The organism is Streptomyces nodosus (assembly GCF_008704995.1).
Classification (GTDB): Bacteria; Actinomycetota; Actinomycetes; order Streptomycetales; family Streptomycetaceae; genus Streptomyces; species Streptomyces nodosus.
Genome location: NZ_CP023747.1, coordinates 2,998,600 through 3,019,996, shown reverse-complemented (window position 1 = coordinate 3,019,996; position 21,397 = coordinate 2,998,600). Strand labels below are relative to the sequence as shown.

Annotated in this window: 15 protein-coding genes and 1 pseudogene; 11 read left to right on the top strand and 5 right to left on the bottom strand. The window is 70.9% G+C overall.

Features of this window, described 5'->3' with window-relative positions:
- Positions 1–17: 17 nt before the first annotated feature.
- From CP978_RS13695 to CP978_RS13680, 4 genes and pseudogenes are all read right to left on the bottom strand, one after another.
- Positions 18–1,850 carry an LpqB family beta-propeller domain-containing protein gene (locus tag CP978_RS13695; protein WP_043448586.1) on the bottom strand — a complete coding sequence of 611 codons (1,833 nt, stop codon included), beginning with the start codon at positions 1,848–1,850 and terminating at the stop codon, positions 18–20.
- Positions 1,840–3,888, bottom strand: a complete 2,049-nt coding sequence (gene mtrB / locus CP978_RS13690; RefSeq protein ID WP_043440762.1) for an MtrAB system histidine kinase MtrB — start codon at positions 3,886–3,888, stop codon at positions 1,840–1,842. Before mtrB ends, CP978_RS13695 begins: the two co-directional genes overlap by 11 nt.
- 1 nt (position 3,889) lies before the next feature.
- A complete protein-coding gene (gene mtrA / locus CP978_RS13685; RefSeq protein WP_015659998.1) occupies positions 3,890–4,579 on the bottom strand; it encodes a two-component system response regulator MtrA in 690 nt (229 codons plus the stop codon).
- An 8-nt stretch (positions 4,580–4,587) separates the two neighbouring features.
- A pseudogene (locus CP978_RS13680) lies at positions 4,588–5,148 on the bottom strand (S-methyl-5-thioribose-1-phosphate isomerase); the annotation flags it as partial.
- On the opposite strand from CP978_RS13680, the gene CP978_RS13675 reads away from it, so the two are divergent.
- The 8 genes from CP978_RS13675 (at position 5,033) to CP978_RS13640 (ending at position 16,081) form a co-directional block, all read left to right on the top strand.
- Complete coding sequence (locus tag CP978_RS13675; protein ID WP_487248048.1) at positions 5,033–7,180, top strand: bifunctional polysaccharide deacetylase/glycosyltransferase family 2 protein; 2,148 nt, start codon at positions 5,033–5,035, stop codon at positions 7,178–7,180. The pseudogene CP978_RS13680 and the gene CP978_RS13675 overlap by 116 nt on opposite strands.
- On the top strand, positions 7,177–8,457 hold the full coding sequence (locus tag CP978_RS13670) for an acyltransferase family protein (RefSeq protein ID WP_043440661.1): 1,281 nt from the start codon (positions 7,177–7,179) through the stop codon (positions 8,455–8,457). Before CP978_RS13675 ends, CP978_RS13670 begins: the two co-directional genes overlap by 4 nt.
- Before the next feature lie 187 nt (positions 8,458–8,644).
- Entirely contained in the window at positions 8,645–9,232 is a 588-nt protein-coding gene (locus tag CP978_RS13665; RefSeq protein ID WP_043440659.1) for a CGNR zinc finger domain-containing protein, read from the top strand.
- 539 nt (positions 9,233–9,771) lie between these two features.
- Positions 9,772–10,308, top strand: coding sequence for a sigma-70 family RNA polymerase sigma factor (locus CP978_RS13660; protein WP_052454105.1), 537 nt, complete (start codon positions 9,772–9,774; stop codon positions 10,306–10,308).
- A complete protein-coding gene (locus CP978_RS13655) occupies positions 10,305–11,117 on the top strand; it encodes a zf-HC2 domain-containing protein (protein ID WP_079162126.1) in 813 nt (270 codons plus the stop codon). Before CP978_RS13660 ends, CP978_RS13655 begins: the two co-directional genes overlap by 4 nt.
- A gap of 150 nt (positions 11,118–11,267) precedes the next feature.
- Positions 11,268–13,577, top strand: coding sequence for a HelD family protein (locus CP978_RS13650; RefSeq protein WP_043440656.1), 2,310 nt, complete (start codon positions 11,268–11,270; stop codon positions 13,575–13,577).
- A gap of 382 nt (positions 13,578–13,959) precedes the next feature.
- Complete coding sequence (locus CP978_RS13645; protein WP_043440655.1) at positions 13,960–15,378, top strand: NAD-dependent malic enzyme; 1,419 nt, start codon at positions 13,960–13,962, stop codon at positions 15,376–15,378.
- Between the two features lie 421 nt (positions 15,379–15,799).
- Positions 15,800–16,081: an HU family DNA-binding protein gene (locus CP978_RS13640; RefSeq protein WP_043440653.1), complete on the top strand. Its 282-nt coding sequence runs from the start codon at positions 15,800–15,802 to the stop codon at positions 16,079–16,081.
- 503 nt (positions 16,082–16,584) lie between these two features.
- On the opposite strand, the gene murA is transcribed toward CP978_RS13640, so the two are convergent.
- Positions 16,585–17,922 carry a UDP-N-acetylglucosamine 1-carboxyvinyltransferase gene (gene murA, locus CP978_RS13635; protein WP_043440649.1) on the bottom strand — a complete coding sequence of 446 codons (1,338 nt, stop codon included), beginning with the start codon at positions 17,920–17,922 and terminating at the stop codon, positions 16,585–16,587.
- Positions 17,923–18,231: 309 nt separating this feature from the next.
- Between murA and CP978_RS13630 the strand changes: the two genes are divergently transcribed.
- The 3 genes from CP978_RS13630 to CP978_RS13620 all read left to right on the top strand — a co-directional run bounded on the left by CP978_RS13630 (position 18,232) and on the right by CP978_RS13620 (position 21,286).
- Positions 18,232–18,801, top strand: coding sequence for a YqgE/AlgH family protein (locus tag CP978_RS13630; RefSeq protein ID WP_043440647.1), 570 nt, complete (start codon positions 18,232–18,234; stop codon positions 18,799–18,801).
- 30 nt (positions 18,802–18,831) lie between these two features.
- The gene (locus CP978_RS13625; protein ID WP_079162125.1) at positions 18,832–19,113 is read left to right on the top strand and encodes a DUF3039 domain-containing protein; all 282 of its coding nucleotides are present in this window, start codon (positions 18,832–18,834) and stop codon (positions 19,111–19,113) included.
- A gap of 550 nt (positions 19,114–19,663) precedes the next feature.
- Positions 19,664–21,286 (top strand): beta-N-acetylhexosaminidase, encoded by a 1,623-nt coding sequence (locus CP978_RS13620; RefSeq protein WP_043440643.1) that lies wholly within the window; start codon positions 19,664–19,666, stop codon positions 21,284–21,286.
- Positions 21,287–21,397 lie beyond the last annotated feature (111 nt).

Genomic DNA, 21,397 nt, shown 5'->3' with positions numbered 1-21,397 from the left:
CGGTCGCGGCCCCTCGTCTACCCCGGATAGACGGGAGCCGTGCCCTTCTTCACCACCTTCTGCCACTGCGTCCCGCCCGACAGACGCACGATCCCGTCCTCCGAGTACGCCACCAGCGGCAGCCGCTCGTCCTCGGAGGCCGCTATCTGCTTGACGCCCGTCAGCGAGGCCGGCGGAACCCCCGCCGGGGTGGAGCCGTCGACCTGCACATATCTCAGCTGCTGCACCCCACCGGCCTCGCGTCCGACCACCACGAGCCTGCCGTCACCGGCCCACGACATGGCCGTGACCGCCTCCAACTGCGGGGTCACGGAGTGCAGTCCGCGGATCGACACGGTGATCGCGCCGTCCGCGCCCTCCTTCCGCTCCACGCGCCCGATCTGCAGCGAGGTGGTGCCGCCCTTCTCGACGATCAGGGCGATCCGTACGCCGTCCGCGGCCACCCGCACCGCGTCGATACGCCCGTCCAGGCCCGGTGTGCGCACCGGCACCGGCTCACCCGCGCCCTGCTGAAGCAGCAGCAGCCGAGGGTTCTTCGGATCGCGGTCGGCCACCCACAGATCGCCTCCGCCGTCCCAGCTCGGGGTCGTCAGCCTGTCCTCCTGCGACAGCCCCGCACTGGTCAGCACCGCGTCCCCCAGCGTGGCGCCCGGCACCAGCGAACTTACGTACAGGGACCGCCCCTCGGCCGAGACCCCGGCCGCCGTGCCCTCGTCCCGCGAGACCGCGGCCGCCCGCAGTGGTGTCTCCTCCGTGCCCAGCGCGCCGGGCACCGGATCGGGCTCCTGGGAGGGGCTGCCGGTGGGCAGCCGGACCAGCCGTTGCTTGCCGTCGATGAAGTACTCGTACGCCGGCCGCTTGCCCGTGCCGTGCGAGGCGATCCGCTCGGCCCCGTTCTCGCTCAGCTCACACAGCTTCTTGCCGTTCTCCCGCTGCAGCTCGATCCGGTTGACACCCGTGGGCGTCAGGTCCTGGAGCGTGAACAGCAGCTGCGCCGCCATTCTGGTGCACTGCACCCGCCCGACCCCGTCGGCCTTGCCGTTGAGCGGCACCGTCAGCGTGTTCTGGTCGTCGGGCGACAGCGAGACGACGTCCTTGCGCAGCGCGGTGCCCGTGGGGAAGCCGGTCGTCGTCACGGGGGCCAGCCAGTGCGTGGGGCCCTTCAGCAAGGAGCGCACCGTCGCCGTCACGGGGTCGACCTTGCTGCGCACATACACCGGGTCCGCGACCGTGCTCAGCTGCCCGCTCACCGTGGTCGGGACGTTCGAGGCGTAGTAGTACTTGTTGACCGAGACATAGTTGCGCTGGAAGTCGGACCGGCCCATCACCACGCCCTGCGGCAGCGAGTCGATGCGCCACTGGTTGGTCTTCCTGTCCAGCACGAGATGCACCGTGCTGCCGTACGTCCCCGAGTCCGGCGCATACGCGTGCTGCGCGTCCACCACGGCGAGCCGGCTGCCGGTCAGGGTGTAGGCGTAGTCGTCGCCCACCTCCCGGCTTCTGCTGCCCTCGGGCATGGCGTTCGGCCCGTCGGAGAGCACCGTGGTGGAGGCGTCCGGCCTCCAGGTGCGCGAGGCTCCGGAGGTCAGATACTTCCGCGCCGTCTCATACTGCGGGTCGTCGCTGGTCAGCGCCTCCAGGAAACCCTGCACGATCTCCGCGGGCCCGGCGTTCTCCCGCGGCGGCTTGGCGAACACCCGGACCTGTGCGTTCTGCCGGGGTGTGGACTCGACCCCGCTCAGTCCGCCGCTGTCCGGCATCGAGGCGCACCCGGCCAGCAGTACGGCACCACAGCCGGTGAACACCCCGAGGCGTGGAACACGCCGCCGGCCGCTGCCCTCAGCGCCCACGAACTGCCTCCCCTTGCGCCCGCTCGTCCGGACCGCCACCACCCTGGGGCGGTTCCGGTGTGCTGTCGTCGTTCCGTCGTACGGTCCCGGCGGGCCGTGGCACCACCCGGGCGCCGTTGCCGGGCAGCGCCGTCGGGTCCGCCGTGGGCGTCGCCGGCGTCGACCGCGGCGCGATCGGGGCGTGCGAGGGCGGCTGCTCCCCGGTGGCCTGTACGGGCACCGTGGCGCGCTTGCCGGAGCCACCCGGGGCCAGTCCCGCGTCGTTCAGTCCGCGGTTGCGCCGTGAGTCCTTGGGCTCCAGGGGTATCGGGGAGCCCCGCAGCGGCTCGTCGGCGGTCCGGGGCAGCGTCAGCCGGAACTGCGAGCCTCCACCCGGCTCTCCCCACGCCTGCAGCCAGCCGCCGTGCAGCCGCGCGTCCTCCAGGGAGATGGACAGCCCCAGACCCGTACCACCGGTGGTACGGGCGCGCGCCGGGTCCGCCCGCCAGAAGCGGCTGAACACCCGGGTCGCCTCGCCGGGCTTGAGCCCCACCCCGTAGTCGCGCACGGCGACCGCGACCGCGCCGCCCGCCGCGGCCAGCTTGACGACGACATCCTTGCCCTCGCCGTGCTCGACCGCGTTGACGACCAGATTGCGCAGCACCCGCTCCACACGCCGGGCGTCCGCCTCGGCCACCACGGGCTGCTGGTCACCGACGACGCGTATCCGTGTGCCCTTGCGCTCGGCGAGCGGCTCGGCCCCGCTCACCACCCGCCGCACCACCTCCCGCAGGTCGATCGCATCGGCCTCCAGCGCCGCCGCGCCCGCGTCGAAACGGCTGATCTCCAGCAGATCCGCGAGCAGGGACTCGAAGCGGTCCAGCTGGTCGGCGAGCAGCTCCGCCGACCGCCCGGTCACCGGGTCGAAGTCGACCCGTGCCTCATGGATGACATCGGCGGCCATGCGCACGGTGGTCAGCGGTGTACGCAGCTCGTGCGACACATCGGACACGAACCGCCGCTGCATCCGCGACAGGTCCTCCAACTGCTGGATCTTCAGCTGGAGGTTCTGCGCCATCTTGTTGAAGGCCTCGCCCAGGCGCGCGATGTCGTCCTCGCCGGTGACCTTCATCCGTTCCTGGAGGCGCCCGGCGGACAACCGCTCCGCGATACCGGCGGCCATCCGTACGGGGGTGACGACCTGGCGCACCACCAGCCAGGCGATCGCTCCGAGGAGGACGACCACGAAGAGCCCGGCGGTCGCGAGCGTGCCCTTGACCAGGCTGAGCGACTTCTCCTCCTGGGTGAGGGGGAAGAGGAAGTACAGCTGGTACGGGTCGCCGTTGGAGTCATTGATCTGCTTGCCGATGATCAGCGCGGGCTGGGTGCCGCGGCTGCTGTTCGTGTAGACGATGCGGGTGTAGCTCTGGGCCACCCCGCCCGCGTCCAGACGCCTGCGCAGATCCTCGGGAACGCTCTGGCTCGGGTCCACCCCGCCCGAGGCGCGCGGTCCCAGGCCACGGATGTCGTCGCCCGCGGCGGTCGTGCTGAGCGTGACCACGTCGAAGGCGCCCTGGCCGCCGCTGGAGAGCGACTCGACGAGGTCGCTCATCCAGCCGCTGACGTTCTGCACGGGGTTTCCGGTGCCCGGGCCCTCGTCACCGCCGCTCGCCCCGGCCGCGCTGTCGGCCTTCTGCCCGGCGGCCGTGAAGCCGCCCACGGCCTGGCTCTGCGACGCCTTCACCTTGGCGTCCAGCAGCCCGTTGCGCACCTGGCCGATGACCACGAAGCCCAGCAGCAGCACCACGCCGAGCGACATCAGCAGCGTGGTGACGACGATCCTGAGCTGGATGTTGCGCCGCCACAGCCGGATCACCGGCAGCAGCGGCCGACGCACCCAGCGCATCACCAGCCGCAGCACGGGGCTGCCGTGGACTCCGCCGCGGAGCAGCCCGCCCTCGAAGATTTCCCACCGGGAACCGGCCGTCCGCCCTCCGACAGGCCGCTCCGGTCGGGTTCCCGGCCGACCGGGCGCCGGAGCGGCACTGTCAGGCGCCATATCAGCTCGGTCCGGCCTTGTAGCCGACGCCACGAACGGTCACCACGATCTCCGGCCGCTCCGGGTCCTTCTCCACCTTGGAGCGCAGCCGCTGGACATGAACATTGACAAGGCGGGTGTCGGCCGCATGGCGGTAGCCCCAGACCTGCTCCAGCAGGACCTCACGGGTGAACACCTGCCACGGCTTGCGCGCGAGCGCCACCAGCAGATCGAACTCCAGCGGCGTCAACGCGATCGACTGCCCGTCCCGCTTCACGGAGTGACCGGCCACATCGATCACCAGGTCGCCGATGGCGAGCTGCTCGGGCGCCGGCTCCTCCGACCTCCGCAGCCGCGCCCGGATCCGGGCGACCAGCTCCTTCGGCTTGAACGGCTTCACGATGTAGTCGTCCGCGCCCGACTCCAGACCGACCACCACGTCCACGGTGTCGCTCTTGGCCGTCAGCATCACGATGGGCACGCCGGACTCCGCCCTGATCAGGCGGCACACCTCGATGCCGTCCCGCCCGGGCAGCATCAGATCGAGCAGCACCAGGTCGGGCTTGGTCTCGCGAAAGGCGGCCAGCGCCTTGTCGCCGTCGGCTACGAAAGACGGCTCAAAACCTTCACCACGCAGCACAATGCCGAGCATCTCGGCCAGTGCGGTGTCGTCGTCGACGACAAGGACTCGTCCCTTCATAAACGACATCATCCCATTAACTAAATCGTTACCTGGCGTGACCTGTCACACAGCGCGGCGAGGGCCCCTGCCGTCACGGGCGACACGACTCCTTCTTCGGTGACGATCGCCGTCACCAGCTCGGGCGGCGTCACATCGAACGCCGGGTTGTACGCCTGGGTCCCCAGGGGTGCCACCGGTGTCCCGCCTCCCGTCTCCGCTCCCGTCGGCCGAGGCGCGAAGGCCTCCGTCACCTCGTGTCCGGCCCGCTGCTCGACCTCGATCGACGCTCCGTCCGGCGTGGCCGCGTCCACCGTCGTCACCGGCGCCACCACGAGGAACGGCACATGGTGGTACTTGGCCAGCACGGCGAGGGGATAGCTCCCCACCTTGTTCGCCACCGAACCGTCGGCCGCGATCCGGTCCGCCCCGATCAGCACGGCGTCCACCTGCCCGGCCGCGAACAGCGATCCCGCCGCATTGTCCGTGAGCAAGGTGTACGTCATCCCGTGGCGGGCCGCCTCGTACGCCGTCAAACGAGCACCTTGCAGCAACGGACGCGTCTCGTCCACCCAGAGCCTGCGCAGCCGGCCCTCCCGGTACCGCATCCAGCCCGAGGCCTCCACCGACAAGGTGCCGGAGAAGATCCTCGAGGGCGGCCCGGTCATCGACACCCGCAGCGGCCGCACCGCCAGCATGCGGGTGCCCGACCACCAACTGGTCCTCACCTTCGACGACGGCCCCGACCCGACCTGGACCCCCAAGGTCCTGGACGTGCTGAAGAAGCACGACGCCCACGCGGTCTTCTTCGTCACCGGCACCATGGCCTCGCGCTATCCGGACCTCGTCAAGCGCATGGTGGACGAGGGCCACGAGGTCGGCCTGCACACCTTCAACCACCCCGACCTCTCCTACCAGTCGGAACGGCGCATCGACTGGGAACTGTCCACCAACCAGCTCGCCATCACCGGCGCGGCCGGCATCCGCACCTCGCTCTTCCGGCCGCCGTACTCCTCCTTCGCCGACGCCATGGACGACAAGTCCTGGCCGGTCACCCAGTACATCGGCAGCCGCGGTTACATCACCGTCGTCAACGACACCGACAGCGAGGACTGGAAGAAGCCCGGCGTCGAGGAGATCATCCGCCGGGCCACCCCGAAGGACGGCAAGGGCGCCATCGTCCTGATGCACGACTCCGGCGGCGACCGCCACCAGACGGTGCAGGCACTGGACAGCTTCCTGCCCGGGCTCCAGGCCGAGGGCTACAAGTTCCAGAACCTCACCGAGGCGCTCGGCGCGCCCAGCGCCCACACCCGGGTCACCGGCTCCGAACTGTGGAAGGGCAAGGCCTGGATCTTCCTCGTCCAGGCCTCGGAGGAGGCCACCGGAGTCCTCGCCGTCTGTCTCGCGATCATCGGCGGCCTGGTCATCACCCGCTTCGTGCTGATGCTCGTCCTCTCCGGCGCCCATGCGCGCCGGGTGCGGCGCCGGGGCTTTGGCTGGGGGCCGTCCGTCACCGAACCCGTCACGGTGCTGGTGCCGGCGTACAACGAGGCCAAGTGCATCGAGAACACGGTCCGTTCCCTGATGGCGAGCGAGCACCCCGTCGAGGTGATCGTCATCGACGACGGCTCCTCGGACGGCACGGCCCGGATCGTGGAGGATCTGCGCCTGCCGGGCGTGCGGGTGGTGCGCCAGCACAACGCGGGCAAACCGGCCGCGCTCAACCGGGGCCTGGCGAACGCGAGCCACGACATCATCGTGATGATGGACGGGGACACGGTCTTCGAACCGGCGACCGTCCGCGAACTCGTCCAGCCCTTCGGCGACCCGAAGGTCGGTGCCGTGGCGGGCAACGCCAAGGTGGGCAACCGGGACAGCCTCATCGGCGCCTGGCAGCACATCGAGTATGTGATGGGCTTCAACCTCGACCGCCGGATGTACGACATGCTGCGCTGTATGCCGACGATCCCCGGCGCGGTCGGGGCCTTCCGGCGCTCGGCCCTGGAGCGGATCGGCGGCATGAGCGACGACACGCTCGCCGAGGACACCGATGTCACCATGGCGCTGCACCGCGACGGCTGGCGGGTGGTGTACGCCGAGAACGCCCGCGCCTGGACGGAGGCCCCCGAGTCGGTCCAGCAGCTGTGGTCCCAGCGCTACCGCTGGTCGTACGGCACCATGCAGGCGATCTGGAAGCACCGCCGCGCGCTGGTGGACAAGGGCCCCTCGGGCCGCTTCGGCCGGGTGGGCCTGCCGCTGGTGTCCCTGTTCATGGTGGTCGCGCCGCTGCTGGCGCCGCTGATCGATGTGTTCCTGCTGTACGGACTGCTGTTCGGGCCGACGGAGAAGACCGTCGTGGCCTGGCTGGGCGTGCTGGCGATCCAGGCCGTGTGCGCGGCCTACGCCTTCCGGCTGGACCGCGAACGCATGACCCATCTCATCTCGCTGCCCCTGCAGCAGATCCTCTACCGCCAGCTGATGTACGTCGTGCTGCTCCAGTCCTGGATCACGGCGCTCACCGGCGGCCGGCTGCGCTGGCAGAAGCTGCGGCGCACCGGCGTCGTCGAGGCGCCGGGCGGTCCGGTGCCGCACCAGCGGACCGGCAGCAACGATCGGAGGCCCGTGGCATGACCCACGGATACACGGCCGGAACGGGCACCGGACCGGAGTCGGCACCGCCGTACGGGATCCCGCAGCAGCCGGGTCCCGAGCAGCGGCAGGAGCCCGCGCCCGCCGCGGCGAAACCGGGCCGGGACCGCTATCTGGACCTGCTGCGCTCCATCGCCCTGGTCCGCGTCGTCGCCTACCACCTCTTCGGCTGGGCCTGGCTGACGGTGCTCTTCCCGTCGATGGGTGTGATGTTCGCGCTGGCGGGATCGCTGATGGCGCGCTCGCTGAAACGCCCCGCCCTGAGCGTCATCAAGAGCCGGGTGCGGAGGCTGCTGCCGCCGCTGTGGGCGTTCAGCGCGGTGGTGCTGACGCTGCTGTTCGTCAGCGGCTGGAACCCGGTGAAGGACCCGGACAACGGCGGCACCCTCGGCGTGGTGCAGTTGGTGAACTACATCGTCCCGATCGGCGCCCCGCCCTTCCCCTGGCACATCGGCTCCCCGCACGGACTGCTGGAGGACACCTGGGCGGAGGAGGCCGCGGGCCCGCTGTGGTACCTGCGTGCCTACCTCTGGTTCGTGGTGGCCTCGCCGCTGCTGCTGTGGCTGTTCCGCCGGGTGCCCTGGGTGACACTGCTGGCGCCGCTCGGTCTGACGGCGATCGTCGGCACGGGTCTGGTCACCATCCCCGGTGAGACGGGCAACGCCGTCACGGACTTCGCGGTCTACGGCGGCTGCTGGGTCCTGGGCATCGCCCACCAGGAGGGGTTCCTGGCGAAGATCCCCCGCTATGCCGCCGTCTCCTGCGCGACGCTGGTGATGGCCTTCGGCCTGTGGTGGGCCTCGGGCCATCAGGGCGACGAGGGCTGGGACCTCAACGGCATCCCGCTGGGGCAGGCCTGCTGGTCCTTCGGGTTCGTCGTGATCCTCCTCCAGTACTCCCCGTCGTGGCAGGAGCTGCCGGGCCGGCTGCGCCGGTGGGACAAGCTGGTGACGCTGTCCAACAACCGCGCGGTCACGATCTATCTGTGGCACAACATGCTGATCATGGCCACCTTCCCCCTCGTGGACCTGCTCTACGACCTCCCCTTCATGGGGAGCGACGCCGCGTCGAGCGCGCTGGACACCACCTACTCGCTGTGGACGTTCGTGATGGCCTGGCCGCTGATAGGCCTGGCGATCCTTGCCTTCGGCTGGGTCGAGGACGTCGCGGCGAAGCGGAGTCCGCGGCTGTGGCCCGACGGCACCTCCCGCGCCCGTGCCGGGTCCCGGGACGGCGGGCACCGACGGCGAGGAGCCTGAGGGTCGGCACGGCCGTGGGCAGGCAGGGCCGGACGGGGCCTTCCCGGAGCAAGGGCGGGCGGGCACTGTAGAGGGGACGGACGCGGGCGGCAGGCCTCGGCATCCCGCGGGCACCCTTGCGCGGGCTCGCCTTCCCCGGCGAGCCCGGGCCGCCTCCCGGCGGCAACCCCAAGGCGGTGACTGGCACATGGCAACCGGCGCGGCCACGGCCCCGTACGAACTGCGGTTCGACTCCGGGCGGATCTGCCTGGACCTGCTGGCGACCACCCACCCCGCCGAACGCCTCGACTCGGTGGAGCGGCTGCGGATGTGGATCGCCGGAGCCGGACTGGTGCCCCCCGGCACCCGGCTGGCCGGGACGGACGCGAGATGGCTGACCGACTTCCGTGAACTGCGCGGCCAGATCGGACGGTTGGTGCGCGGGGAACTGGAGGGACGGCCCGCCGACGGGGCGTTGGCGCGGGTCAACGCCTGGGCGCGGGAGGCGCCGCCGGCCCCGTATGCGGTCCGTACGGAGGAGGGCGCACTGGTACGGCGGCTGCGCACGCCACCGGGGCGCGAGGAACTGCTCGCCGCGGTGGCCCGGGAGACCGTCGAACTGCTGACGGACCCCCGGGCGCGGGCCGGCCTTCGGCAGTGCCAGGGCGACAACTGTCCCCTCGTCTATCTGGACACCTCCCGGGGCCGTCGCCGTCGATGGTGCTCCAGCGAGGTGTGCGGCAACCGGGAGCGGGTGGCCCGCCACCGCCGCAGGGCCGCCCTCGCGCGTGGGTGAGACCCGTGGGTGCAACCCGGACCCGTGAGGGATCCCCAGACCCGTCGGGGATTCCCAGGCCCGTGAGGGATTCCCGCGGCCGAAGGGCTCATGATGAACGGGGCCGACTCCGGATATCACCGCGAATGAATCGGGCCAAAAGCGGACTTCGGTGGAATGCACGGAAAACCGGCAAGTCGCGGCAAATGGCGACAGTGATCAGTCGGTGCGTTCCCGCGCCTCGACAATTCCTCCACGAAAGTCAAGTCAAATTTTCACAGGGCGCTCCGGGGTGGGCCCGGGAGTGAAGCCCCCGACCCCTGTGACCTGGCTCTCCCTTGACCGGCAGTCATATGTCCCCTTGGGGGAGAAATAAGTGCCCAGAACGGCGGCGGCCCACACCTCCCTGAGAAAAATTCAGGTCTCACTTTGAACACGACGGCACCCTTCCGCGTACTCGGATGGGAGCGACCGACTGGGGGAACCCCCGGACACCGGAGGTAGGGGTGCGCAAGGATTCCGCCGTGGCTGATGAACGAAGGCCAAGGGCCCGACATCGCATGTCCTCGTCCTCACCGTCCTCGTCGACGGAACCCGACGAGGAGCTGATGCGTGCCCTGTACCGAGAACATGCGGGACCCCTGCTCGCCTATGTGCTGCGGCTGGTCGCGGGCGACCGGCAGCGCGCCGAGGACGTCGTGCAGGAAACACTCATCCGTGCCTGGAAGAACGCCGGTCAGCTCAATCGTGCGACCGGTTCGGTACGCCCCTGGCTGGTGACGGTCGCCCGGCGCATCGTCATCGACGGCCACCGCAGCCGGCAGGCCCGGCCGCAGGAGGTCGACCCGTCGCCGCTGGAGGTCATCCCCGCGGAGGACGAGATCGACAAGGCGTTGTGGCTGATGACACTGTCGGACGCGCTGGACGACCTGACCCCGGCTCACCGTGAGGTCCTGGTCGAAACGTACTTCAAAGGGCGTACGGTCAACGAGGCGGCCGAGACGCTCGGCATCCCCAGCGGAACGGTGCGCTCCAGGGTGTTCTACGCCCTGCGGTCGATGAAGCTGGCTCTGGAGGAGCGGGGGGTGACGGCATGAGCAATGTGCACGGGGGGTTCGGAACGGGCGGCCCGAAAGCCGTGAGAGGCCCACAAGGACAGGGCGACATCCATGAGACCGTCGGCGCCTACGCCCTCGGGATCCTGGACGACGCCGAGGCGACGAGCTTCGAGGAACACCTCGCCGGCTGCGAATGGTGCGCCGGGCAGCTCGACGAGCTCGCCGGCATGGGGCCGATGCTGGCCGCACTGGCGGACCTGCCCGACAGTCAGGGCACCCCGGCCATCGGCGAGTCCCTGTCCGCGAAACCCGCCCCACGACTGGTCGAGCGGCTGGTCGACGAGGTCTCCGAGCGGCGCGCCCTCAAACGCCGTCGCGGTTTCTACCTGGTGGCGGCCGCGGCCGCGCTGATCATCGGCGGCCCGCTCGCCGTGCTGGCCGTCAACGGCGGCAGCGGCGGTGACAGCGGTGGCACGGTGGTGGCCTCCTCCGCCGAGGCGGCCTTCGAGACCATGAACGACAAGGTCTCGGCGACCGACCCGGAGACCAAGGTCGACGCCGTGGTCGCGATGGAGGGCAAGACCTGGGGCACCGACACGGTCCTCCAGCTGAAGGGCGTCAAGGGCCCGCTCAAGTGTTCGCTGGTCGCCGTCGGCAAGAACGGCGCGCGCGAGACGCTGTCCTCCTGGTCCGTCTCGGAGTGGGGCTACGGCATCCCGGACGCCAAGACGGATGAGGCGAAGAACCCGCTCTATGTGCGCGGTGGCGCCGCCTTCACCCCGAACGAGATCGACCACTTCGAGGTCATGACCTTCGACGGGAAGCGGCTGGTGGAGGTGAAGGCGTAACGGTTCGCGGCCTTCGGCCCGGACATCTCCCGCGACGCAGGGACGGCCGGCGTCGCGGGCCGACGTGTGCGGGGCCCGTGCGAGGCGTAGCCTCCCCGGGCCCTTTTCGCGTACGGTAGACGGCTGCCCAGCACGTCAGAAGGGGGCCCGGTGGCCGCTCAGGTTCAACAGGAGACCGCGTTCGGCCCGGTCGACAGGTCCGCGCACGACTCGCTCCGCGACCGGGAGATCAGCGTCGAACAGGAACACCTGGACCGGGTGTACCGGCGCCTCGAGGAGAAGATCCACGAGGCGGAGTTCCTGATGAACGACGCCGTCAAACGCGGCCAGGTCGGCACACCCGGGGCGCTCGCCGAGCGGGACGCCCAGGTCTACCGGGCGGGCATCCATCTCAACCGGCTCAACAACGAGTTCGAGGACTTCCTCTTCGGCCGGATCGACCTGCTGCTCGGCAAGGACGGCAAGAAGGGCCCGGACGGTGCCTACACCGCGATCGAGCCCGCCGAGGGGGCGGTGCACCCCGACAACACCGCGGAGATCGCCGAGACCCTGCACATCGGCCGCATCGGCGTCCTCGACGAGGACTACGCCCCCCTGGTCATCGACTGGCGGGCGCCCGCCGCGGCCCCCTTCTACCGCTCCACCCCGGTCGACCCCGGTCGGGTCGTGCGCCGCCGGGTCATCCGCTCCAAGGGCCGCCGGGTGCTCGGCGTCGAGGACGATCTGATGCGCCCCGAGCTCAGGGCGACCCTGGACGGGCAGGGGCTCCCCGTGATCGGCGACGGCGCCCTGATGGCCGCCCTCGGCCAGGCCCGCACCCACACCATGCGGGACATCGTGGCCTCGATCCAGGCCGAGCAGGACCTGGTCATCCGGGCCCCCGCCGCCTCCGTGACCTATGTCGAGGGCGGCCCCGGCACCGGAAAGACGGCCGTCGCCCTGCACCGGGCCGCCTATCTGCTCTACCAGGACCGGCGCAGATACGCGGGCGGCATCCTGATCGTCTCGCCCACGCCGCTGCTGGTCGCCTACACGGAGGGGGTGCTGCCCTCGCTCGGCGAGGAGGGCCAGGTCGCCATCCGCGCCATCGGCTCGCTCGTCGACGGCGCCGAGGCCACCCTCTACGACTCCCCGTCCGCGGCCCGCGTCAAGGGCTCGTACCGCATGCTCAAGGTGCTGAGGAAGGCCGCCCGCGGCGCCCTCGAACGCAAGGACGCCCCCAGCCGGCTGCGGGTCGTGGTCTTCGGCCGCCGCCTCGAACTGGGCGGCGAGGAGCTGGGGCGGATCCGGCAGAACGCCCTGAGCGGCACCGCCCCGGTGAACCTGCTGCGCCCGCGCGCCCGCAAGCTGCTCCTCGACGCCCTGTGGGCGCTCTCCGGCCAGGCCACCCGGCACACCGACCCCGAGCTGGCCGCCGAGCTGCGCTCCTCCTTCGACGAGGACGTCGCCTCCGAGGACTCCTTCCTCGAGTTCCTGGACGCCTGGTGGCCGGAGCTGACCCCGGCCGCCGTGCTGGACGCGATGGCCGACGAACGGCGGCTGGGCCGCTGGGCGCGGCGCGTCCTCACCCCGGGCGAGGTGCGCAGGGTCGCGCGGTCCCTGAAGCGGGACGGGCTCTCCGTGCACGATGTGGCGATGCTGGACGAGCTGCAGGCGATCCTCGGCCTGCCGGCCCGCCCCAGGAAGCGGCGCGACCTCGACCCGCTGGACCAGCTGACCGGGCTGGAGGAACTGATGCCGGTGCGCGAGGAGTCCCAGTGGGAACGCGCCGAGCGCCTCGCCCAGGAGCGGACCGAGTACGCGCATGTGATCGTCGACGAGGCGCAGGACCTCACCCCGATGCAGTGGCGGATGGTGGGACGCCGGGGCCGGCACGCGACCTGGACGGTGGTCGGCGACCCCGCCCAGTCGTCCTGGTCCGACCCGGACGAGGCGGCCCAGGCCCGCGACGAGGCCCTGGGCACCCGGCCGCGCCGCCGCTTCACGCTCACGGTCAACTACCGCAACCCGGCGGAGATCGCCGAACTCGCCGCCAAGGTGCTCGCCCTCGCCATGCCCGGCTCCGAGGCCCCCTCGGCCGTCCGCTCCACGGGCGTCGAGCCGCGTTTCACGGTGGTGGGGGAGTCGATGGAACGGACCGTGCGGGAGGAGGCCGCCCGGCTGCTCGAACGCGTGGACGGCACGGTCGGCGTCGTCGTCGCCATGAACCGTCGCGAGGAGGCGGCCCGCTGGCTCGACGGACTCGGCGGCCGCGCGGTGGCGCTCGGCAGCCTGGAGGCCAAGGGCCTGGAGTACGACGCCACGGTCGTGGTCTCCCCCGCGGAGATCGCCGACGAGAGCCCCGCCGGCCTGCGCGTCCTGTATGTGGCGCTGACCAGGGCGACCCAGCAGCTCACCGTCGTCTCCGGCCCCCATGACGCCCCGGACGCCTCCGGCCTCCCGGACCTCCTGCGGGACTGACCCGCCCCGGCGCCGGGGCGGGGCGGGCGGGTGAACTGCCGGTGGGGGAATGGCACCGCGGGATCCGTTTGTTAGCCTGGATGTGACACCGGCCCGATCCAAGCCCCCGGGCCCAACCTTCGTCGCTTCGAGCGACCACTTGCCGCGAGGCGAGCATGGCGGGTCGGTGTCCTCGAACTTGCGCAGAGGCCCAGGTCACCTGAGTGACGTGGGCCTCTTTCGTTTCCGATCGCGACCGGTGTGGTGGAAAATGTCTTGCGTTCATCGGCGGGTTCGCGCGAACAAAACGTCCGCAATCCGGGGCGGCTACCACGTACTCAGGGGTAGGTGCGACGATCGGACGGCACACTCGGCAACACGGTGAAAGCAGAGGAAGTCGGCCATGGCAACGGCGCCCAGCGTCTCCTACTCGATGACGGTCCGGCTGGAGGTGCCCGCGAGCGGAACCGCGGTCTCCCAGCTCACCACGGCCGTGGAGTCCTCCGGAGGCTCGGTGACCGGCCTCGACGTCACCGCGTCCGGCCACGAGAAGCTCCGTATCGACGTCACCATCGCCGCCACCTCGACCGCCCACGCGGAAGAGATCGTGGAGAAGCTGCGGGGCATCGAGGGCGTCGTCCTGGGCAAGGTCTCGGACCGTACCTTCCTGATGCACCTCGGCGGCAAGATCGAGATGGCGTCGAAGCACCCCATCCGCAACCGTGACGACCTCTCCATGGTCTACACCCCGGGCGTGGCGCGCGTCTGCATGGCGATCGCCGAGAACCCGGAGGACGCCCGCCGCCTCACCATCAAGCGCAACTCCGTTGCGGTCGTGACGGACGGTTCGGCCGTGCTGGGCCTCGGCAACATCGGCCCCAAGGCCGCGCTGCCCGTGATGGAGGGCAAGGCGGCCCTCTTCAAGCGCTTCGCCGGCATCGACGCCTGGCCGATCTGCCTGGACACCCAGGACGCCGACGCGATCGTGGAGATCGTCAAGGCGATCGCCCCGGGGTTCGCCGGCATCAACCTCGAGGACATCTCCGCGCCCCGCTGCTTCGAGATCGAGGCGCGGCTGCGTGAGGCCCTCGACATCCCCGTCTTCCACGACGACCAGCACGGCACCGCGATCGTGGTCCTCGCCGCCCTCACCAACGCGCTGCGGGTCGTCGGCAAGTCGATCGACGGTGTGCGCGTGGTGATGTCGGGCGCCGGCGCGGCCGGTACCGCGATCCTCAAGCTGCTGCTCGCCGCGGGCGTCAAGAACGCCGTGGTCGCCGACATCCACGGCGTGGTGCACGCCGACCGCGAGGACCTGGTGGGCGCCGCCCCGGACTCGCCGCTGCGCTGGATCGCCGACAACACCAACCCCGAGGGCCTGACCGGCACCCTCAAGGAGGCCGTGCGCGGCGCCGATGTGTTCATCGGTGTCTCCGCGCCGAACCTGCTCGACGGCGCGGACGTGGCCGCCATGGCCGAGGGCGCCATCGTGTTCGCGCTCGCGAACCCGGACCCCGAGGTCGACCCCGCGGTCGCCCGCCAGACGGCGGCCGTCGTGGCCACCGGCCGCTCGGACTTCCCGAACCAGATCAACAACGTCCTGGTGTTCCCCGGTGTCTTCCGCGGTCTGCTGGACGCCCAGTCCCGGACGGTCAACACGGACATGATGCTGGCCGCCGCGACGGCCCTGGCGGACGTGGTGACCGAGGACGAGCTGAACCCGAACTACATCATTCCGAGCGTGTTCAACGACCGGGTGGCCGGAGCCGTCGCCGGAGCGGTGCGGGACGCCGCGAAGGCGGGAGAGGCACCGGCCGAATAAGCCGGACAAGTGCGGGCGAAGCGGACGCGTCGGGTCGATTCACGGTTGTGATCATGGCCACGGTGGCCAGGGGCCCGGCGCGTCGCGGCGCCCGTGTCGGGCCGTCCCTCTAGGGTGGCGGCCAGGCTCAGGTCCCCCAGGTCCTGCGATCCGTGGCCGGGAGTGGACCGAGCGTCACCGTGACGAGGCGCAGTGGCGCTTTCGTGTGACTCCCAAGGGTGTTCTCGCGACTCCTACGGGTGCCGGATTGGCATTACCGCCGCAGGTGGGGGCAGGATGCGTCTTCGGGCGCGAGGGTCTGACGACGGACCCGGGTCCGGGGACTCTCCGAGGACCCTGGCAGCATCGGCTTCGCCGTGCCCAGCATGCGGCTCCGCCGCGTGGCACGCCGCAACGGCAAGAAGAACACGGGAGTAACAACATGAACCGCAGTGAGCTGGTGGCCGCGCTGGCCGACCGCGCCGAGGTGACCCGCAAGGACGCCGACGCCGTGCTGGCCGCGTTCGCCGAGACCGTCGGCGAGGTCGTCGCCAAGGGCGACGAGAAGGTCACCATCCCCGGCTTCCTGACCTTCGAGCGCACCCACCGTGCCGCTCGTACCGCGCGCAACCCGCAGACCGGCGAGCCCATCGAGATCCCGGCCGGCTTCAGCGTGAAGGTCTCCGCGGGCTCCAAGCTCAAGGAAGCCGCCAAGGGCAAGTGATCTTGCTGTTCGTACGCCACGGGACGGCGTACGACAAGGCCGTACCGCCCAGGGACGGCTCCATGGCCCGCTGACGCTCCTCGGGACGGCGTACGGGCCTGGTGCCCCGGCAGGCACGGTCCGCCCCGTCGCGACGACCGGTACGCACCGGACGCCGCACCCCGACGGGCGGCCGCCACCTGACGCGGCACCAGGGCGAGTTTCGAAAGTCCCGCCTGCCCCGCGACGCCTGGCACGCACTTCCCCGAGTCGTTCGAACAGGGGAACCTCGAGCCGCGTCGTCGGGATCGCCCTCGTACGTCCAGTGCGGGGGCGAGCCTCCGCCTTGCGGTCGCACGCCTCCCCACGCTCGGCTGCGCTCGCACGGGCGGTACCTCCCCCACGACGCCGCGGGGCCCGCCCTCAGGGCGGACGACGCCGCGTTCGAGACACGCCCGGGTAGAAGTACGGAGGGGCGGTCACCCGGTTCGGGTGGCCGCCCCTCGCGTGTGTCCTCGGGGCCGTCAGCCGAGCGTCTGCGGAAGCTCGACCTTCGCGCCCAGCTCGACCAGCTTCTCCATGAAGTTCTCGTAGCCGCGGTTGATCAGTTCGATGCCGTGCACCCGGGAGGTGCCCTGCGCCGCCAGGGCCGCGATCAGATACGAGAAGCCGCCGCGCAGGTCGGGGATGACCAGATCGGCGCCCTGGAGCTTGGTCGGGCCCGAAACCACCGCGGAGTGCAGGAAGTTGAGCTGCCCGAAGCGGCAGTGGGAGCCGCCCAGGCACTCGCGGTAGAGCTGGATGTGCGCGCCCATCTGGTTGAGCGCGGAGGTGAAGCCCAGCCGGGACTCGTAGACCGTCTCATGGATGATCGACAGCCCCGTGGCCTGCGTCAGCGCCACCACCAGCGGCTGCTGCCAGTCGGTCTGGAAGCCCGGGTGCACATCCGTCTCCAGCGCGATCGACTTCAGCTGGCCGCCGGGGTGCCAGAAGCGGATGCCCTCGTCGTCGATCTCGAACGCGCCCCCCACCTTCCGATAGGTGTTCAGGAACGTCATCATCGAGCGCTGCTGGGCACCGCGGACATAGATGTTGCCCTCGGTCGCCAGCGCCGCCGACGCCCAGGACGCGGCCTCCAGGCGGTCCGGGAGGGCGCGGTGGGCGTAGCCGCCGAGCTTGTCCACACCGGTGATGCGGATGGTGCGGTCGGTGTCCATGGCGATGATCGCGCCCATCTTCTGCAGCACGCAGATGAGGTCCTCGATCTCCGGTTCCACGGCGGCGTTGGAGAGTTCGGTGACCCCCTCGGCCAGGACCGCCGTCAGCAGCACCTGCTCGGTGGCGCCGACGGACGGATAGGGCAGCCGGATCTTGGTGCCGCGCAGCCCCTTGGGCGCCTCCAGGTACTGGCCGTCGGCGCGCTTCTCGATGACCGCGCCGAACTGCCGCAGCACATCGAAGTGGAAGTCGATGGGCCGGCCGCCGATGTCGCAGCCACCGAGGCCCGGGATGAACGCATGCCCCAGACGGTGCAGCAGGGGGCCGCAGAACAGGATCGGGATGCGCGACGAGCCCGCGTGGGCGTCGATGTCGGCGACATTGGCGCTCTCGACATGCGTCGGGTCGAGCACCAGTTCCCCGGGCTCCTCGCCCGGACGGACCGTCACACCATGCAGTTGCAGCAGCCCGCGTACGACGCGCACGTCGCGGATGTCGGGCACATTGCGCAGCCTGCTCGGCGCGCTGCCCAGCAGGGCCGCGACCATGGCCTTCGGTACGAGGTTCTTCGCACCGCGGACACGGATCTCACCCTCCAGCGGGTTTCCGCCGTGCACAAGGAGGACATCGTCGTTGACGCTCATGAATCTCGCGTTCCGTGGAGTTGGGCAGGGGCCGAAGACGTAAGCGTAATGGCCGCCCACCCCCCTTGAGTAAGCCCGAGGCCCACACAGGTTCGTCATGGCTCTGCCACAACACGAACCGTGTGTCGCCGGACGCGGGCGGTGACCGGCCCCGCCGTGCGCCCGTACCGCATCCGTGCGCCCTCCCTGCTTCCGTCGCCACACGCCGACGGAAGCCCTCACCAGGCGGCCCGTCCCCGCCCGGCGGCATTCACCCGCGTACCCGCATTGCCTCCCCACGGGCGGGCAAGATGCGGGATCATGTCTGGCATGACCGAGGTGTCCTCGCTCACAGGGCGGCTGCTCGTGGCCACACCCGCCCTGGCGGACCCGAACTTCGACCGCGCTGTGGTGCTGCTCCTCGACCACGACGAGGAGGGCTCGCTCGGTGTGGTCCTCAACCGGCCCACGCCCGTGGACGTGGGCGACATCCTGGAGGGCTGGGCGGACCTCGCGGGTGAGCCCGGGGTCGTCTTCCAGGGCGGACCGGTGTCGCTGGACTCGGCGCTCGGCGTGGCGGTGATCCCCGGCGGCTCCGAGGAGCGCGCCCCGCTCGGCTGGCGGCGGGTGCACGGCGCGATCGGCCTGGTCGACCTGGAGGCCCCGCCGGAACTGCTCGCCCGGGCGCTGGGCTCGCTGCGCATCTTCGCCGGATACGCCGGCTGGGGGCCGGGCCAGCTGGAGGACGAGCTGGGGGAAGGGGCGTGGTACGTGGTCGAGTCGGAACCCGGCGATGTGTCCTCCCCGGAGCCGGAGCGGCTCTGGCGGGAGGTGCTGCGACGGCAGCGCAGCGAACTGGCGATGGTGGCCACCTATCCGGACGACCCTACGCTGAACTGATGACGCGGGCGTTTCAGTACCCTTGGCGTCATGAGCACTCTTGAGCCCGAGCGCGGAACTGGTACGGGGACCCTCGTCGAGCCGACACCGCAGGTGTCGCACGGCGACGGTGACCACGAGCGCTTCGCCCACTATGTCCAGAAGGACAAGATCATGGCGAGCGCCCTCGACGGCACACCCGTCGTGGCGCTGTGCGGCAAGGTGTGGGTACCGGGGCGCGACCCGAAGAAGTACCCCGTCTGCCCCATGTGCAAGGAGATCTACGAATCCATGGGCAGCGGCGACGAGGGCAAGGGCGGCGACAAGAAGTAGCCGGCCGGCTCGGAGCCCGTCGATCGCAGGGCCCCCGGGACGCGCGGGTGACGGCGCGTCCCGGGGGCCTTTGTGTCTTCTTCCGGCACCCGGCCGGCGCATGAATTCCGGCGGTACCGCCCCGACCGCCGCTCTCCCGGTTTCCGTTTCCGCGACCGCTTCCGACGCCCCTTCCGGTGCCGTTTCCGGACGGCCTCGTCGATCATGTTTTCCGATCGCCCGGACGGTGCCCGTGGAGGTGGTGACGATCTCCGTCTTCTTCCGTGACGGTCTTCCTCGCGCACACCTCCGACGGCCCTGCGCGGCCCACCGCCCCGGGATCGCCGGTCCCGTCCCCGATCGTTTTCCCGGCCGCCTTCCCGGCTGCTTTCTCGGCGGCCTTCACGATCCGGCGGCAGCGGGTTTTGCGCGGGCCGTTCCCGGGGTGCCGCGGGGCCGATTCCGCGCCGGTGGTCCGCGCTGATCCGGTGGGTACTCCTGCTCGTATGCGTATTGGTGTTCGTACCGCGACGCCCGGTCCCGCGGCCGGGCGGAAAGCTGAGGGAACGACGTGACGGAACTGATTCCGGCGCCCCGCGCCGTCGAGGGTCCCCTGAACCACCACGTCCCGCTCGACCGGGACACCGTGCTGTGCTCCGAGCCCGGCACGGGCACCACCGAACGCTGGCTGCGCTCCACCCTCGGACCGGCCCTCGGCCTGCCGTTTCCGCCCGGCCCCGAGGACAGCCGCAATGCCGTACGGCTGTGTCTGGACGACACCCTGGAGCCGGAGGCCTACCGGCTGAGCGCGCTGCCCGGCCGGGGGGTCGAGATCCGGGGCGGCGACGCGGCCGGAGTTTTCTGGGGTGCCCAGACGCTCCGTCAACTCCTCGGCCCCGACGCCTTCCGGAGGGCCCCCGTACGCCCCGGTACCGCCCGGGGAATTCCGCAGCAGATCATCGAGGACGCGCCGCGCTTCCGCTGGCGCGGACTGATGCTCGATGTCGCCCGGCACTTCATGCCCACCGACGGCGTTCTGCGCTATCTGGATCTGATGGCCACTCATAAACTCAACGTCTTCCACTTCCACCTCACCGACGACCAGGGCTGGCGACTGGAGATCCGGCGCAGTCCGAGGCTCACCGAGGTCGGTTCCTGGCGGGCGCGCACCCGATTCGGCCACCGGGCCTCACCGTTGTGGGAGGAGAAGCCGCACGGCGGTTTCTACACCCAGGACGACATCCGCGAGATCGTGGCGTACGCGGCCGAGCGGCATATCACCGTGGTCCCCGAGATCGACATCCCCGGGCACAGTCAGGCGGCCATCGCCGCGTATCCCGAACTCGGCAACTCCGATGTCGTCGACACGGCCTCCCTGACGGTCTGGGACGACTGGGGGATCTCCCCGAACGTGCTCGCCCCCACCGACCGCACCCTGCGCTTCTACGAGGGGGTGTTCGAGGAGGTCCTGGAGCTGTTCCCCTCGACGTTCGTCCATGTCGGCGGCGACGAGTGCCGCAAGGACCAGTGGCGCGCCTCCCCGGCCGCCCAGGCCCGCATCAAGGAACTGGGGCTGGCCGACGAGGACGGCCTCCAGTCGTGGTTCGTCCGGCACTTCGACGCCTGGCTCACCGCCCGCGGCCGGCGGCTCATCGGCTGGGACGAGATCCTCGAGGGCGGCCTCGCGGAGGGCGCCGCGGTGTCCTCCTGGCGCGGATACGCCGGCGGGGTCGGTGCCGCACGGGCCGGGCACGACGTGGTGATGTGCCCCGAGCAGCAGGTGTACCTGGACCACCGTCAGGACGGCGGCGCGGACGAGCCGGTGCCCATCGGCTATGTGCGCACCCTGGAGGACATCTACCGTTTCGATCCCGTTCCCCCGCAGCTCACCGGGGAGCAGGCGCGCCATGTGCTGGGCACCCAGGCCAATGTGTGGACCGAGGCCATGGAGGACCGCGCCCGGGTCGACTACCAGGCGTTCCCCCGGCTCGCGGCCTTCGCCGAGATCGCCTGGAGCGCCCTGCCGGCCCCCGCGGACCGCGACTTCACCGACTTCGAGCGGCGGATGACCGCCCATTACCGGCGCCTGGACGCCCAGGGGGTGGCCTACCGGCCGCCCACGGGGCCACGGCCGTGGCAGCGCCGGCCCGGTGTGCTCGGACGCCCGATCGAGGGTGCGCCCCCGAACGTGTGAGGCGGTCCCCGAGGAGCGGCCGAGGCGCCCCTCTCCTGGAAACGTGATGCCGTGGAAGAAAACAGGACAGGGGAGGCCGATGAGCGGTAACGCGCCCTCGTCGGCCATCCG